The following is a 14739-nucleotide window of genomic DNA, read 5'->3' on the forward strand; positions in this document are numbered from 1 at the left end:
CAGTTACCGGAACACCGGTCCGATATGCGTGTCCTCGACCTGAAGCAGAGGCCACAGGAGAAACCACAATGCAGAAGCTCGATGTTGTAGATGCAGCCTCGCTGAAGTCTGACGTTCCCGAATTCCGTCCGGGCGACACCCTCAACGTTCACGTCAAGGTGATCGAAGGTTCGCGCTCGCGTATCCAGGTCTTCAAGGGAATCGTCATCCGTCGCCAGGGCGACGGCGTTCGCGAGACCTTCACCGTCCGTAAGATCAGCTTCGGCGTCGGTGTGGAGCGTACCTTCCCGGTGCACTCGCCCAACGTCGACAAGATCGAGGTGCTCACCCGCGGCGCTGTGCGCCGTGCGAAGCTGTACTACCTGCGCGAACTGCGCGGCAAGGCTGCTCGCATCCGCGAAAAGGCCTGATTTGCCCGGCACTGTGGGCGATGATCACACGGTGCCGAACAGACATGAAGACGCGACCTTCGGGTCGCGTCTTCTGTCTTCGGCACGGTTCTGGAAGGCGATCGTGGCGATCGTCGTCGTCATCATCGTGCTCGGCGGATCGATCCGCGGATTCGTCATCCAGCGCTTCACCATTCCGAGCGCCTCGATGGAGCCGACGCTCAAGGTCGATGATTCGATCACGGTGTGGCGCCCGGACGCCCTGCGTGGAGACCTCCAACGCGGAGACATCGTCGTCTTCGACGGCCGCGGATCATTCGTCGACGATGCGCTGCCCACTCCTCTGCAGAAGATCGGTTCCTGGGTCGGACTCGGCCCTCGGGACGTCTACTACGTCAAACGCGTCATCGCCGTCGGCGGTGACAGCCTCGAATGCTGCGACGCGAAGGGTCGTCTGCTGCTCAACGGCAAGCCTCTGACCGAGGACTATGCGCCGTCCCCCGCCTCGTCGGTGGAATTCTCCATCGAAGTCCCCGAGGGCACCATGTGGGTGATGGGCGACAATCGCAACGACTCCGCCGACTCCAGGTCGCTGCTGGGACGGCCCGGTGGGGGATTCATCCCCACCGACCGGATCATCGGCCCCGTGATCGGGCACGGCTCCTCGATCGACTGAGCGCACACACCGCAACTGCACTGCGGCTGAGTGTGCGGCGAGAGTCGTGCTGATACGCTCGGTTCAGTCCACAGCCGCAGTCCTGGTCCGATGTGAAAGCGAACGAATGACAAGCGAATCCGAAGCTTCCCCGCCGCCCGCCTCGAAACGGTTCGCGCGCGGTCTGCTGGAGACCCTGGCGATCATCGTCGTCGCCCTGCTCATCTCGACGGCCCTGAAGACGTGGGTCGTCCGTTCGTTCTACATCCCGTCCGAATCCATGATGACCACTCTCCAGGTCGATGACCGGGTGCTCGTCAACCAGCTGGCTCACCGCTTCGGACCCGCCGACCGCGGCGACATCATCGTCTTCGACGACCCGGACCATTGGCTCTCGGCCGCCGAGACCGCCGAATACACGCCCAACCCGGTCCTCGAATTCATCGGCTTGGCTCCCGCGGACTCGGGCAATCAGCTGATCAAACGGGTCATCGGCGTCGGCGGCGACACGATCAGATGCTGTGACGCCGAGGGACGCCTGCTGGTCAACGGCGAACCGATCGACGAAACCTATCTCGATGAGGGCACCGCTCCCTCGGAGGTCGAATTCGAAGTCACAGTGCCCGAAGGCCATTACTGGGTGATGGGCGACAACCGCAGCAACTCCGCCGACTCGCGCTACCACATGGACACCGACCCCTTCGTGGCCGAAGACGACGTCGTCGGCACCGTGTTCCTCATCAACTGGCCGTTCAAGCACTTCAGCTGGGTTTCGACACCCGACAAGGTCTTCGCGGACGTACCGGACACCGCCGAGGGACTCAGCGGGAACTGATGGCCGCACGTGGACTGACCGACCTCAGCGTCGAACGGGAGCTGCTGAGCGAGGGATTCGACTACGTCATCGGCGTCGACGAGGTGGGCCGTGGTGCCCTGGCCGGGCCCGTCAGCGTCGGTGTCGCCCTGTTCGATCTGCGCATTCTCACCGCCGCAGAGGTGCCCGCCGGCATCCATGATTCGAAGCAGTTGAGCGCGCAGTCGAGGCAGGAGGCCACCGACCGCGTGCGGTCGTGGGCGACCGCCGCGGAGGTGGGATCGTCGACGCCGGCCGAGCTCGACGAGGTGGGGATGACGATGGCGCTCAACCTCGCCGGACGTCGCGCCATGATCTCGATGCTGCGCGAATGGGCGGACGCTCGTTCCGACAGGCACGGTTCGGGCGGTTCCGAAAGGAACGGTTCGGGAGGTGCCGATGTCAACGGAACGGCCGCCTCGGCGAGGGAATTCCCGGGCCGGACGATGGTGCTCCTCGACGGTCGACACGATTGGCTTTCGGCCCCACTCACCCTCGATTGCCTGGGGACATTCGGTGACTGTGTCGACCTCGAACTGCCGCCTGTGCGCACCGTGATCAAGGGGGACGGCTCCGTTCCGGCTATCGCGGCGGCGAGCATCGTGGCGAAAGTGGCACGCGACGAGACGATGATCGCACTCGCGGAGGCCCATCCGCACTATGGTTGGGAATCGAACGTGGGATACGGGACGGTGAAGCACCGACAGGGCATCACCGAACTCGGACCCAGCATCCACCACCGGAGAAGCTTCCGCCTGACCGCGGACTCAGGAGCGAAGGAGGGCCTGTTATGAGCGCCGATGATCTTGACGACTACGAAGCACAACTCGAGCTTGCGCTGTACAAGGAATACCGGGACGTCGTCGGTCTCTTCGCCTATGTCGTCGAGACCGAGCGCCGGTTCTACCTCGCCAACCACGTCGACCTCAAGGCTCACAACGATGCCGGCGACGTGTACTTCGAACTCACCCTGCGCGACGCGTGGGTGTGGGACAGCTACAGGTCGGCACGGTTCATCAAGACTGTGCACGTGCTGACGTTCAAGGACGTCAATATCGAAGAGATCGCGAAGTCCGATCTCGAACCGCCGACGGCGATCCGCGGCTGAGACGGGGCGCCGGGGCCACCGGCGAACCCTGGGCTCACTCACCCATGCACCGATTGCTGTGGACGAGGCACTGACTCGACCGTCCTCGGCCTGTGGATGAGGCGGCCTCGTCCACAGGCCCTTTTTCTGCTCTTCCCTGAAGTATTGCCGGCATGGTCATCTGACCGGTATGGGACGGATACGAACACCCGGTCGGACACGAGCGTCGAAGAGCACGCGGACCGTGAAGGGCCTGCGCAAGCAGGCGCTCGGCAGCAGAGGAGAGGACCTCGCCGCTGCGTTCCTCGAAGACGCTGGACTCGTCGTTCTCGAACGCAACTTCCGGTGCCCACGCGGTGAGCTCGACATCATCGCCCGCGACGGTGACACCGCGGTCTTCGTGGAGGTCAAGACGCGTCGCACGGCCATGCTCGGATCACCGCTGGAGGCCGTGACCCGAAACAAGCTCGCCCGCATCCGCACATTGGCAGGGTTCTGGCTGAGCGGGCAGGACGAATACTTTCCGGCCACGCGCATCGACGCACTCGGAATCATCATGGAACCGCGCGTCCAGTACTTCCACTGCCCGAACATCCAGGTCGACTCGTGAGTGAGGAGACCCTGGGACGGGAGGAACCGTCGGGCGATCCGGTCGAACCGCCAGAGTCGGTCGATCCGCCGGAGCTGGTCGAGCCGGTCGAGGCCGACGAAGTCGAACCCGCATCCTCGGCGCACATCATCGGGCGGGCCTCCGCCGTGGCCCTGTGGGGACTGACCGGGAAGATCGTGTCGATCGAAGCCAGCGTCAGCGCGGGCCTGCCGGGAATCGACATCGTCGGACTGCCGGATGCCTCGGTGAGCGAATCACGCAAGCGCCTTCGTGCGGCCCTGTCCTACCTCGGCAAACCAGTCGCCACAGAACACCTGACGATCAACCTCACCCCGGGAACGGTTCCGAAGATCGGCACCGGATTCGACCTCGGCATCGCCGTCGCCGTGCTCAGAGCACTCTCGTTGATCTCCAACGACGACACAGGCAGCGTCATCCACTGCGGTGAGATCGGGCTCGACGGCAGAATCCGTCCCGTCACCGGGGTGCTCCCGTCCCTGCACACAGCACTGCAAGCTGGGTTCGACCGCTTCGTCGTCCCCATCGGCAATGCCGATGAGGCGGGACTCATCGGACGGGCAAGAGTCCTCCCGGTCGCCTCGCTGGCCGAGGTGGTCAATGCCTACGGAGGATCGATGGCCGTACCCGCACTGCCTGCCGTCCTCGAAATGGATCGGCCCGTCCCCGTGAACCCGGAACTCCACGACCTCAGCGAAGTCCAAGGACAGGCCGAAGGACGTTTCGGCCTCGAAGTCGCCGCGGCAGGTGGCCACAACCTGCTCATGCGCGGAACACCCGGAGCGGGCAAGACGCTGCTGGCCCAATGCCTGCCCGGAATCCTGCCGCCGCTGAACGACGACGAAGCCGTCGAAGTCGCCACCGTCCGTTCCCTGCGCGGAGAACTCGACGGCAGCGACGGACTCGATCACCGCCCGCCGTTCGAGGCACCCCATCACCGCAGCACCGCCTCGGCGCTCATCGGCGGACGCCGCCCCGGAACGGTCGGAGTCCTCAGCCGAGCCCACCGCGGGGTTCTGTTCATGGATGAGGCACCCGAATTCTCACGCGATGTGCTCGAAGCCCTGCGACAGCCGATGGAATCCCGACGCGTCCACATCCACCGCGCCTGGGGATCGATGGTGCTTCCGGCATCCTTCCAGCTCATCATGGCCGAAAACCCCTGCCCCTGCGGAGTCGGGATGGCCGGCGCCGGAGGGGACTGTCGGTGCACCCCTCTGGACAAACGCCGCTATCGCAATCGGCTCTCCGGGCCGCTGCTCGACCGCGTCGACCTGCAGCTCGAGCTCTTCCCCGTCTCTCCCGCCGACATCCGGCTCGGCGGGGACCAGGAGACCAGCACCACGGTGGCCGCCCGCGTGTCGGGCGCACGGAAGCGACAGTCGGAACGCTTCGCCGGCTGCGACTGGAGGCTCAACGCCGAAGCGCCCGGAACCTGGCTGCGCGAACACTTCGCACTCACACCGAAAGACCTGACGGACCTGGACCGGGCACTCGACACCGGCCGGATCACCATGCGCGGCTATGACAGGGTGCTGCGTGTCGCAACCACTCTGGCCGACCTGGCGGGAAAGCAGGGTCCCGACCCCGACACGATGAGAATGGCGCTCGCCTTGCGGACACAGGAGTCATGACCGTGAACACACATGAGGACGTACGCATGGCCATCGCCTCACTGCTGCGCATCGGTGAGCCCGGCGACGGACTGCTCAAACAGCTCGTCGACGGAATCGGCCCGGTCGCCGCTCTGGCGATCATCACGGCCGTCGGTCGCGGTGAGACCACCGCGCACGATGCTGTCCAAGGTCTGGCCGACACCGGCACCGAGGCGGCCGAACACAGTCAGCTGCCAGCGGCCATCGACCGGTGGGCTGTGCGAGCCGGCGAAGCTGACGCAGTCGGGAGCGATCTGGACAAGATCGCGCGAATCGGCGGCCGACTGGTCATTCCCGATGACGATGAATGGCCACGAATGCTCGACGATCTCGGCCCTGCAGCACCGCTGGGCCTATGGGTGAGAGGAGCAGCTTCCCTCGGTGCCGCACTGACTCGTTCCGTAGCCGTGGTCGGGGCCAGAGCCGCCAGCAACTACGGAACCAAATGCGCCTCTGACCTCGCGTGGGATCTTGCCGCTCGCGGAATCACCGTCGTATCCGGCGGTGCGTTCGGCATCGACGCGGCCGCCCACCGTGCCGCCATCGCCCGCGAACCGCCGACGGTGGCATTCATGGCCGGGGGAGTCGACCGCTTCTACCCGGCGGCGAACGCCGACCTGTTCGAACAGATCCTCGCCACCGGTGCCATCGTGTCCGAGACTGCACCCGGAATGACGCCGATGCGCCACCGGTTCCTGCTCCGCAACCGACTCATCGCCGCCTCGTCGCAGGTGAGCGTCGTCGTCGAAGCAGGCTGGCGCAGCGGGGCGCTCAACACGGCCCGGCATGCCCTCGAACTCTCCCGCCAGGTCGCGGCCTTCCCCGGGTCCGTGTACTCGGCGTCCTCGACCGGAGCACACAAGCTCCTGCGCGAACACGAAGCGGAACTCGTCACCTGCAGCGACGACGTCATCGCGCTCATGGTCGATGACACCCCGGCACTCTTCGACACGGCCGTGCTCAGTGCTGCGGTGGGGAGTGGAGAACGCCCGCCGTCTTTCGATCCCCGCGAAGGGCTCGACGAGCGGGAGAAGATCTGTCTGAATGCGCTGACCGTGTCGAAGCCGCTCGACGTCGGCACCATCGCTTCCCGGGCAGGGCTGACGATCGCGGATGCGCTCAACTCTCTCACCGCGCTCGACCTGACCGGATTGGCCGCACGCCGTGACACCGGATGGGTGAAGCTGCGCAGACCGCGCTCCTGATGCCGGCGATGACCGTCAGTCCGCCGCGGAAACCGCGTATCCTGAGGACGTGAGCACAGACTCTCCCGCCGACCATTTCTCTCAGGCCTGGACAGCACTGTTGAGAACCGTCGCCGGACTGCGTGACGACGACTTCGGGCGAGCCTCCGGCTGTGCCGGGTGGCGCGTCCAAGACCTCGTGTGCCACCTCATCATCGATGCCCAGGACGTCCTCATCACCCTCGTGACACCGAGCGAGGGCGCACCGACCCACGACTCAGCAACCTACTGGACTGTCACAGACTTCCCGCCGACCGGGGATGATCCCCTCGACGCGCTCATCCCGCGACTGGCTGCCGCCTATGAGGACCCGCAGCTGCTGAAGTTCCACCTCGACGATGTGGGCACAGCCGCCGACCGGGCCGCTCGGCTCGCCGACCCCGAGCGACGGGTGGAGACCCAGCACATGGTGCTCACGATCGGAGACTTCCTCAACGCGTATGTCCTCGAATGGACCCTTCACCACTTCGATCTCATCGCACACCTGCCGGATGCGCCGACTCCGCCGACAGGCTGCGTCGCTCGAAGCCGGACGATGTTCGAGGACGCTATCGGGGCGACGATCCCCGCGGAACTGACCGATGCCGAAGCACTGCTCATCGGCACGGGGCGACGACCACCGGACGCGGCGCAGAGATCGGTCCTCGGCGACATAGGCGAACGGCTGCCGTTCATCCTCAGCTGAGGCCTGATGGCCGAAACCTGACGCCTGATGGCCGACGGAAAACGGCGGCGTCCTTCGGCGCCGCGTATCCTGGGGACGTGAGCACATCATCGACCGTCGCCGAGGTTGTGTCCGGCTATGCCGACCACCTGAGGTCTCGTGACGTCTCCGAACACACCGCCCGAGCCTACGTCGCCGACGTCTCCGACTTCCTCGATCACGCCGTGCACTCGACGAAGCTCCGACAGGGGAGCGGAGAGGGGCACCTCACGACGGCATCCGGCGCACGGATCGACATCGCTGCGATCGAACTCGACGATCTGCGGTCCTGGCTCATCGCCCTGGACGATGCCGGCGCCGCGAAATCGACAGTGGCTCGCAAGATCGCGGCAGTGCGCTCCTTCTTCGCCTACGGTGTGAGCAACCTGGGACTGCCGAACAACCCGGCCGCGCGTCTGCGGACTCCGAAGAAGGACTCCCGCCTACCCACGGTGCTCAAACCTCAGCAGGCCGCCGACCTCATCTCCGCCGCCGAGAACCACCGAACCGGAGTCACCGGCGTGGGGCGGAGACGGAAAGGGGGAAGCGCCGACAACGGCATGGATACGAGTGGCTTGATGGCAGACGACTCCTCGACGAGCGACCCGGCTGCAGACGACACCACGACGGGTGATTCCGCACAGCACGGCAAGAACGATCCACTCGATGCGGCCAAACGCATCCGCGATGCCGCAATCCTGGAAATGCTCTACGCCACTGCGGTGCGCGTCTCGGAGCTGACCGGACTCGACCGCAGCGACATCGATCACCGCGCATCGATGATCACCGTGCTCGGCAAGGGCAACAAAGAACGTCGCGTCCCGTTCGGGACCCCGGCACGCAGAGCCCTCGACGACTGGCTCGCCGCCCGCGAACTGTTCACCGGTCCTCACAGCGGCGACGCACTGTTCCTCGGCGTTCGCGGGGGACGCATCGGCGCCAGGCAGGTGCGCGAACTCGTTCACCGCTACGGCTCCGACGACCCCAGCGCCCCGGACATCGGACCACACGGACTGCGACACTCTGCGGCCACACACATGCTCGACCGCGGTGCCGACCTGCGTCAGATCCAAGAGCTGCTCGGCCACTCCACGATGAGCAGCACCCAGATCTACACTCAGGTATCCATGCAGCGTCTGCAGGACACCTACCGGCGAGCACACCCGCGAGCCTGAGACTCACAGAGACGGACTTGGCCGGCAGAGTCATGGCGGAAGCGTCGGCCTGGCCGAGGCCTCCTACTTCCGGAATTCCCAGTGCCAGGGCTCGGGCAGGGACCCCGTCTGCCGTGCCCAACCGGGATGAATCCACCCGAACTTCGGCGCATTCGCCCGCATCCACTCATGCTGCGCGGTGCCGAAGGAATTGATCCCGCTGCCGAGGTCGACGGCCAGCGCCCACCCGTGATTCGACGTTCCCGGTGTCGCCGCCATCCGCCCCTTTCGCCGTTTGAGGATCACCTGCGTGGCGTAGTCCCGGTAAGCATCGGTGACCGAGATCGGGGCGCCGAACCGAGCCTCGAACGCCGACGAGAGCCGATCGAAAGCCGCTTGAGCATCGCAGCGCAGCATCTGCCCGGGGGCCGACTCCAACTGACACATCGCCGAGGCGGGAATCTGCCCATTGCTGTGACCGCCCCACGCTCCGGCACCGGAGGTGGCCGAATCTCCGCCGCCTTTCGGTTCCTTCGCGGGCTTCCGTGACAGAGGCAGAAGTGCCGACTGCTCCTGGCCGAAGAACTTGCCCGGATCGACGTACCTCTGATCGCTCGCGGCCGGCCATGCTCCGATATGCAGGCACGAACGCTGACAGTGGCCACCGCTGCCCACCGTGCCGATCTTCTCGCCGGCGGCAAATCCCTCACCCTTCTTCAACGACGTCGCGGCCGGTTGGAACGTGAGCACATGATCGGACTCGGTGAGGATGCTGACGGTCGCAGTCCCCGCCACCGTGCCGGCAAAGCGGATCGTCCCTTCCGTCGGTGCCCGCAGCGGTTCGCCAACGACAGCGAGCACGTCGATTCCGCGATGCCCCTTGAGCCACGGCTTGTCCGGAGGATCAAAGGCTTCGATGATCTCCATCGCCGGTACCGGGGTGACCCAGTTCGTCGGTGCGCTCCTCTGAAGGCTGACCTGTGTCCGTGTCGACGCAGCCCCGGAGGCGGCGCTCGCCGTTGGGGGAGTGCTCGTGAGCACAAGCGCCGCTGCGATGATCACGGCAAGGAGCAGTGACTGCGGTGAGCCGAGGCTTGAGCGTCTCGTTCGAAGATGGAGCAGCAGGCGGAGACGGTCGAACGCGAAGTGAGTCATGGGAGCATGCAAACCCCTAGGGCACGGTCGTGTCACCCGTGAGTATCACCCCTGTGGACGAGCTGCCTCCACCCACAAGACAACGACGTTCGAGTGCGTCGGCCGTCCACAGGAAGCGATGGGCAAGTGCACCGAATCGACGGCGATCCGGCTCCACACGCTCGACGGGACCCTGCGCTCCGGCACTCGCCCGCACCCATCGATCCCCACCCGTCGACGCACGAGTCGGTGCGACGATACGGCCCGGTGGGCCGCCTCGGCGGGGGATCGATCTCGATTGGAAATGACTTGCCCAACCGGGATAGACTTGAGCCCAGCAGAAGCGTGTCTTCTGACTACGCGTATCCGAATTCTTCTCCTTCCCATGGTGCAGGCAGCCGTCAGGTGTGCCTGTGGGGCGGACGAACCGGGTACCAGGAATCAACCGAAAATGTCATCGACGCATCCCGTCGGTCGAATCGATGCGGACCCTCAGAGGTTCGCTTTGAGAACGGTCGACGCGCGCGTGACGTAAAAGCACCCTGAGGGTGCACAGAAAGGAGGGCGTCGGCATGGCCGTCGTCACCATCCGCCAGCTGCTCGACAGCGGCGTTCACTTTGGACACCAGACCCGTCGTTGGAACCCGAAGATGAAGCGCTTCATCTTCACCGAGCGCAACGGCATCTACATCATCGACCTGCAGAAGTCGCTGGGCTACATCGACAACGCCTTCGAATTCGTCAAGGAGACCGTGGCCCACGGCGGCTCGATCCTCTTCGTCGGCACCAAGAAGCAGGCCCAGGAATCCATCGCTGAGCAGGCTCAGCGCGTGGGTCAGCCCTACGTCAACCAGCGTTGGCTCGGCGGTATGCTCACGAACTTCCAGACCATCTCGATGCGTCTGCGCCGCCTCAAGGAACTCGAAGAGATCGACTTCGACGACGTTGCAGGTTCCTCGCACACCAAGAAGGAACTGCTCATCCTGCGTCGCGAGAAGGACAAGCTCGAGAAGACCCTCGGCGGCATCCGCGACATGCAGCGCACCCCGTCGGCCGTCTGGATCGTCGACACCAAGAAGGAACACCTCGCGGTCGACGAAGCCAAGAAGCTGGGCATCCCGGTCATCGGCATCCTCGACACCAACTGCGACCCGGACGACGTCAACTACCCGATCCCGGGCAACGACGACGCCATCCGCTCCGTCTCGCTGCTGACCCGCGTCGTCGCCGACGCCGTGGCCGAAGGCCTCATCGCCCGCCACTCCTCGGACGACGCCAGCGGTGAGAAGAACGTCTCCGCCGTCGAGCCCATGCCCGAGTGGGAGCGCGAGCTCCTCGAAGGCAAGACCGAAGAGAACGGCACCGAGGCTGCTGCCCCGGCCGAAGAAGCCGCTCCTGCCGCTGAGGCTGCTCCTGCGGCCGACGCCGAGAACGCCGAAGCCGCTCCGGCCGCTGAAGCTGCCGACTCCACCGAGTCGACCGAGTCCTGATTTCGTTTAACTCCACCATCCTGAGGAGAAGGAATGGCAAACTACACTGCCGCTGATATCAAGGCACTGCGCGAGAAGACCGGCGCCGGAATGATGGACGTCAAGAAGGCTCTCGACGAGTCCGACGGCGACCAGACGAAGGCCATGGAAGCCCTGCGCATCAAGGGCCTCAAGGGCGCCACCAAGCGCGAAGGCCGCTCGACCTCCGACGGTCTGGTCGCGACCTCCGTCGAAGGCGGAGTCGGCACCATGATCGAGCTCAACTCGGAAACCGACTTCGTTGCGAAGTCCGAACCGTTCGTCAAGCTCTCCGAAGAGGTCCTCGAGCTTGCCGTGGCCAACAAGGCCGATTCGGCCGAGGCTCTCCTCGCCGCTGAGACCGACGGCAAGCCCGTCTCCCAGTTCATCACCGAATCCGGTGCCTCGCTGGGCGAGAAGGTCGAACTGCGTCGCGTGGGCCGTGTCGAAGGCTCCAAGATCGCCTCCTACCTGCACCGCACCAACAAGGACCTGCCCCCGCAGGTCGGCGTGCTGCTGGCATTCGAAGGTGACGACGAGACCGTGGCACACGATGTCGCCGTGCACATCGCCGCTATGGCCCCGAAGTACTTCTCCCGCGAAGACGTTCCCGCCGACCTCGTCGAGAACGAGCGCCGCATCGCCGAAGACACCGCGAAGAACGAAGGCAAGCCCGAACAGGCTCTGCCGAAGATCATCGAGGGTCGCGTCAACGGCTTCTTCAAGGAGAACTGCCTGCTCGACCAGGGATTCGCCAAGGATCCCAAGCAGTCCGTGGCCAAGGTCCTCGAGGCCGCCGGCGTCAAGGCCACCGGCTTCCTGCGCTACCGCGTCGGAGCCTGATTCACCACTGACCGTGAAGCAGACAGATCTCTGCTTCCCAGGTTCACCGAGTGAGTGAGAACTCACCCGAGGAGCGGGGTCGGACCAATCGGTCCGGCCCCGTTTTTCGCTAAACTGACCCAGACGCCCGATCACAGTGACGATCCCACCGGGCACAGACCTGCCCGCACGGAAGAAGGACTCCATGACAAGCACCCCTGTTCACGAATCCAGCTACGCCAGCCGCGCGGTGCGCTCCCATCGGCGCCGCGTTCTGCTCAAGCTCTCCGGCGAGGTCTTCGGCGGCGGCAAGATCGGCGTCGATCCCGACGTCGTGGCCGCAGTTGCCCGCGAGGTCGCTCCCACGACCGAGGACGTCGAGGTCAGCATCGTCGTCGGCGGCGGCAACTTCTTCCGCGGAGCCGAACTGTCCCAGCGCGGCATGGACCGCACCCGTGCCGATTACATGGGCATGCTCGGCACCGTGATGAACTGCCTGGCACTGCAGGACTTCCTCGAACAGACGGGTGTCGACACCCGCGTGCAGACCGCGATCCCCATGTCGCAGGTCGCCGAATCGTATATTCCCCGCCGTGCCATGCGGCACATGGAGAAGAACCGCGTCGTCATCTTCGGCGCCGGCGCCGGACTCCCGTACTTCTCCACCGACACCGTGGCCGCTCAGCGCGCACTCGAAGTGCATGCCGATGAGGTCCTCATCGCCAAGAATGGCGTCGACGGCGTCTACACCGCCGATCCCAAGGTCGATCCGAATGCCGAGAAGATCTCCGAGATCAGCTACCAGGACGCCCTGCAGCGCGGCCTCAAAGTCGTCGACGCGACCGCCTTCAGCCTGTGCATGGACAACAAGCTGCCGATGCACGTCTTCGGTATGGAAGGCGAGGGCAACCTGCGCAAGGCCATCATCGGTGAGAAGATCGGCACGGTCGTCCACTGAGACCCACCCTCGCCGAGGCGGTCCGACGCTGAACGCAGGCGGATCCTCACAGCGTGGGACCGTATCCACCGAGGCGGTCATCCGCTTGGCATCCACGCAGGTGAGAACACTCCTGCGATGATTCGGTGCGGCATTTTTCAGTGATGACCCATAGAATGAACCCAAAGCTTTAAGAAGAGGGAAAGAGGCAACCGTGATTGAAGAGACACTGGCCGAAGCCAGAGAGAAGATGGACAAGGCCGTCGAATTCACGCAGGAGGACTTCGCGTCGATCCGCACCGGCCGTGCCAACCCCGCACTGTTCGCCGATATCGAGATCGACTACTACGGCGCTCCGACACCGCTGCAGCAGCTCGCCTCGTTCCAGACGCCCGAGGCACGCACGATTCTCGTGACCCCCTACGACAAGGGCACGCTGACCGATATCGAGAACGCTCTGCGCAACTCCGACATCGGCGCGAACCCCGCCAACGACGGCAACGTCATCCGCGTCGTCCTCCCGGACCTCACCGAGGAACGCCGCAAGGAATACGTCAAGATCGTCAAGGGCAAGGCCGAAGACGGCAAGGTCTCCATCCGCAACATCCGTCGTCACGCCAAGGAGACGCTCGAACGCATCAAGAAGGACGGCGAAGCCGGCGAGGACGAGGTCACTCGCAGCATCTCCGAGCTCGACGATCTGACGAAGAGCAAGGTGGAGAACGTCGACAAGCTGCTTGCGCAGAAGGAAGCTGAGCTGCTCGAGGTCTGATGATCGCCGTGACAGGGTCCGACAGCCCCGCGACAGATCCGGCTCCCCTCGGGGAGCCGGATCCGTCAGGCGAGGCCGCGCCGGTTGAGACCCCTTTCCCGAAACGTCGAGACCTGCGCAACTCGGACAAGCCGTATTCGCCTGACGACCCGGAATCGAATCCGACCGCCGAGGCGGTTGCGACCGATTCCGAACCTGAACCGAAGGATTACGGTCGAGCCGGACGCAACCTGCCGGCCGCGATCGGCATGGGACTGCTCATCGGCGGCGTGGTGCTCGCGTCTCTGATCTTCCTGCCGATCTCGTTCCTCTTCATCGTCCTTGTCGGCATCGTCGCCGCAATGTGGGAGCTGGCGAACGCTCTGTCACGTTCCGGCTCCCTCGTCTCCCGCGTGCCCACCATGGTGTCGGCAGCCTGTATGGTCGTGGCCACGTTCATCGGGGGCCGCGAAGCGCTCTGGGTGACCTTCGCCGCCAGCGCCGGAGCAGTCATGCTCTTCACGATGGTCGAGCGCCGGAAGAACGCAGTCAAAGACGTCTCGCTCTCCCTCTTCGCTCTCACCTATGTCGGCCTCATGGCCTGCTTCATCGTCTACATCCTCACCCAGCCGGACGGCAACTTCTACGTCATCATCTTCCTCGCCGCGGTCGTCGCCTCCGACACCGGCGGCTACGTCTTCGGCGTGCTGTGGGGCAAGCACCCCATCGCCCCGCGGATCTCTCCGAAGAAGTCCTGGGAAGGCTACCTCGGCTCGACCGTCTTCGCCGCAGTGGTCGCAACGATCCTCGCTGTCACCGTCGTCGACGCTCCGTTCTGGACCGGTCTGGTCATCGGTGCCGTCATCCCCGCTTTCGCCACTCTCGGCGACTTCAGCGAATCGATGATCAAACGCGACCTCGAACTCAAGGACATGGGCACCCTGCTGCCCGGCCACGGCGGTGTCATGGATCGACTCGACTCGATCCTACCGACAGCCCCGGTCGCGCTCGTCCTCTTCTCGGTCCTGCCCGGCTACCTCTGACCGGCCCGCCGACTCGGCTGCCCGGCTGCCTCTGACCCTGTCCGATCCGCACCTGCCCGACGTGGCGGCTCACACACGACAGCCGCGCAGCGAACATGAGACAATGGCCGTGTGAGTTCTCAAGCAGGCAGAAGGCAGACCAGGCCCGTCGTCGAACATGCCGACGGCACGACATC

Annotated in this window: 16 protein-coding genes; 15 read left to right on the forward strand and 1 reads right to left on the reverse strand. The window is 65.0% G+C overall.

Features of this window, described 5'->3' with window-relative positions; genetic code table 11:
- Window positions 1-68: 68 nt before the first annotated feature.
- The 10 genes from rplS (at window position 69) to KTJ89_RS12130 (ending at window position 8389) form a co-directional block, all read left to right on the forward strand.
- Window positions 69-410: a 50S ribosomal protein L19 gene (gene rplS, locus KTJ89_RS12085; RefSeq protein WP_025777317.1), complete on the forward strand. Its 342-nt coding sequence runs from the start codon at window positions 69-71 to the stop codon at window positions 408-410.
- 31 nt (window positions 411-441) lie between these two features.
- Complete coding sequence (lepB, locus tag KTJ89_RS12090; protein WP_259357899.1) at window positions 442-1065, forward strand: signal peptidase I; 624 nt, start codon at window positions 442-444, stop codon at window positions 1063-1065.
- A gap of 106 nt (window positions 1066-1171) precedes the next feature.
- The gene (gene lepB / locus KTJ89_RS12095) at window positions 1172-1879 is read left to right on the forward strand and encodes a signal peptidase I (protein WP_172171301.1); all 708 of its coding nucleotides are present in this window, start codon (window positions 1172-1174) and stop codon (window positions 1877-1879) included.
- The gene (gene rnhB / locus KTJ89_RS12100; RefSeq protein ID WP_259357900.1) at window positions 1879-2691 is read left to right on the forward strand and encodes a ribonuclease HII; all 813 of its coding nucleotides are present in this window, start codon (window positions 1879-1881) and stop codon (window positions 2689-2691) included. Before lepB (KTJ89_RS12095) ends, rnhB begins: the two co-directional genes overlap by 1 nt.
- Complete coding sequence (locus tag KTJ89_RS12105) at window positions 2688-3005, forward strand: DUF2469 domain-containing protein (RefSeq protein WP_025777313.1); 318 nt, start codon at window positions 2688-2690, stop codon at window positions 3003-3005. The genes rnhB and KTJ89_RS12105 overlap by 4 nt, the downstream gene beginning before the upstream one ends.
- Window positions 3006-3174: 169 nt before the next feature.
- The gene (locus KTJ89_RS12110) at window positions 3175-3594 is read left to right on the forward strand and encodes a YraN family protein (protein WP_139908445.1); all 420 of its coding nucleotides are present in this window, start codon (window positions 3175-3177) and stop codon (window positions 3592-3594) included.
- Complete coding sequence (locus KTJ89_RS12115) at window positions 3591-5246, forward strand: YifB family Mg chelatase-like AAA ATPase (protein WP_259357901.1); 1656 nt, start codon at window positions 3591-3593, stop codon at window positions 5244-5246. Before KTJ89_RS12110 ends, KTJ89_RS12115 begins: the two co-directional genes overlap by 4 nt.
- On the forward strand, window positions 5243-6472 hold the full coding sequence (gene dprA / locus KTJ89_RS12120; protein WP_259357902.1) for a DNA-processing protein DprA: 1230 nt from the start codon (window positions 5243-5245) through the stop codon (window positions 6470-6472). Before KTJ89_RS12115 ends, dprA begins: the two co-directional genes overlap by 4 nt.
- Before the next feature lie 49 nt (window positions 6473-6521).
- Complete coding sequence (locus tag KTJ89_RS12125; RefSeq protein ID WP_259357903.1) at window positions 6522-7196, forward strand: maleylpyruvate isomerase N-terminal domain-containing protein; 675 nt, start codon at window positions 6522-6524, stop codon at window positions 7194-7196.
- A 77-nt stretch (window positions 7197-7273) separates the two neighbouring features.
- Window positions 7274-8389: a tyrosine recombinase XerC gene (locus tag KTJ89_RS12130; RefSeq protein ID WP_259357904.1), complete on the forward strand. Its 1116-nt coding sequence runs from the start codon at window positions 7274-7276 to the stop codon at window positions 8387-8389.
- A gap of 63 nt (window positions 8390-8452) precedes the next feature.
- Here the strand turns inward: KTJ89_RS12130 and KTJ89_RS12135 are convergent, their stop codons facing one another.
- Entirely contained in the window at window positions 8453-9523 is a 1071-nt protein-coding gene (locus KTJ89_RS12135) for a D-alanyl-D-alanine carboxypeptidase family protein (RefSeq protein WP_259357905.1), read from the reverse strand.
- Between the two features lie 551 nt (window positions 9524-10074).
- Here KTJ89_RS12135 and rpsB point away from each other — a divergent pair.
- The 5 genes from rpsB (at window position 10075) to KTJ89_RS12160 (ending at window position 14563) form a co-directional block, all read left to right on the forward strand.
- Window positions 10075-10992, forward strand: a complete 918-nt coding sequence (rpsB, locus tag KTJ89_RS12140; RefSeq protein ID WP_101544634.1) for a 30S ribosomal protein S2 — start codon at window positions 10075-10077, stop codon at window positions 10990-10992.
- Between the two features lie 33 nt (window positions 10993-11025).
- A complete protein-coding gene (gene tsf, locus KTJ89_RS12145) occupies window positions 11026-11853 on the forward strand; it encodes a translation elongation factor Ts (RefSeq protein WP_101544635.1) in 828 nt (275 codons plus the stop codon).
- A 184-nt stretch (window positions 11854-12037) separates the two neighbouring features.
- The gene (pyrH, locus tag KTJ89_RS12150) at window positions 12038-12790 is read left to right on the forward strand and encodes a UMP kinase (RefSeq protein WP_259357906.1); all 753 of its coding nucleotides are present in this window, start codon (window positions 12038-12040) and stop codon (window positions 12788-12790) included.
- 193 nt (window positions 12791-12983) lie between these two features.
- A complete protein-coding gene (gene frr / locus KTJ89_RS12155) occupies window positions 12984-13541 on the forward strand; it encodes a ribosome recycling factor (RefSeq protein ID WP_101544639.1) in 558 nt (185 codons plus the stop codon).
- Entirely contained in the window at window positions 13541-14563 is a 1023-nt protein-coding gene (locus KTJ89_RS12160) for a phosphatidate cytidylyltransferase (protein ID WP_259357907.1), read from the forward strand. Before frr ends, KTJ89_RS12160 begins: the two co-directional genes overlap by 1 nt.
- Window positions 14564-14739: the final 176 nt, after the last annotated feature.

Source organism: Brevibacterium sediminis, assembly GCF_024895295.1.
Classification (GTDB): Bacteria; Actinomycetota; Actinomycetes; order Actinomycetales; family Brevibacteriaceae; genus Brevibacterium; species Brevibacterium sediminis.

Excerpts from the sequence above, each read along its gene's own strand:
- rplS (WP_025777317.1), top strand. The coding sequence starts at position 69 with ATGCAGAAGCTCGATGTTGTAGATGCAGCCTCGCTGAAGTCTGACGTT.
- lepB (WP_172171301.1), top strand. The coding sequence starts at position 1,172 with ATGACAAGCGAATCCGAAGCTTCCCCGCCGCCCGCCTCGAAACGGTTC.
- rnhB (WP_259357900.1), top strand. The coding sequence starts at position 1,879 with ATGGCCGCACGTGGACTGACCGACCTCAGCGTCGAACGGGAGCTGCTG.
- KTJ89_RS12105 (WP_025777313.1), top strand. The coding sequence starts at position 2,688 with ATGAGCGCCGATGATCTTGACGACTACGAAGCACAACTCGAGCTTGCG.
- KTJ89_RS12110 (WP_139908445.1), top strand. The coding sequence starts at position 3,175 with ATGGGACGGATACGAACACCCGGTCGGACACGAGCGTCGAAGAGCACG.
- dprA (WP_259357902.1), top strand. The coding sequence starts at position 5,243 with ATGACCGTGAACACACATGAGGACGTACGCATGGCCATCGCCTCACTG.
- KTJ89_RS12135 (WP_259357905.1), bottom strand. The coding sequence starts at position 9,523 with ATGACTCACTTCGCGTTCGACCGTCTCCGCCTGCTGCTCCATCTTCGA.
- rpsB (WP_101544634.1), top strand. The coding sequence starts at position 10,075 with ATGGCCGTCGTCACCATCCGCCAGCTGCTCGACAGCGGCGTTCACTTT.
- tsf (WP_101544635.1), top strand. The coding sequence starts at position 11,026 with ATGGCAAACTACACTGCCGCTGATATCAAGGCACTGCGCGAGAAGACC.
- pyrH (WP_259357906.1), top strand. The coding sequence starts at position 12,038 with ATGACAAGCACCCCTGTTCACGAATCCAGCTACGCCAGCCGCGCGGTG.
- KTJ89_RS12160 (WP_259357907.1), top strand. The coding sequence starts at position 13,541 with ATGATCGCCGTGACAGGGTCCGACAGCCCCGCGACAGATCCGGCTCCC.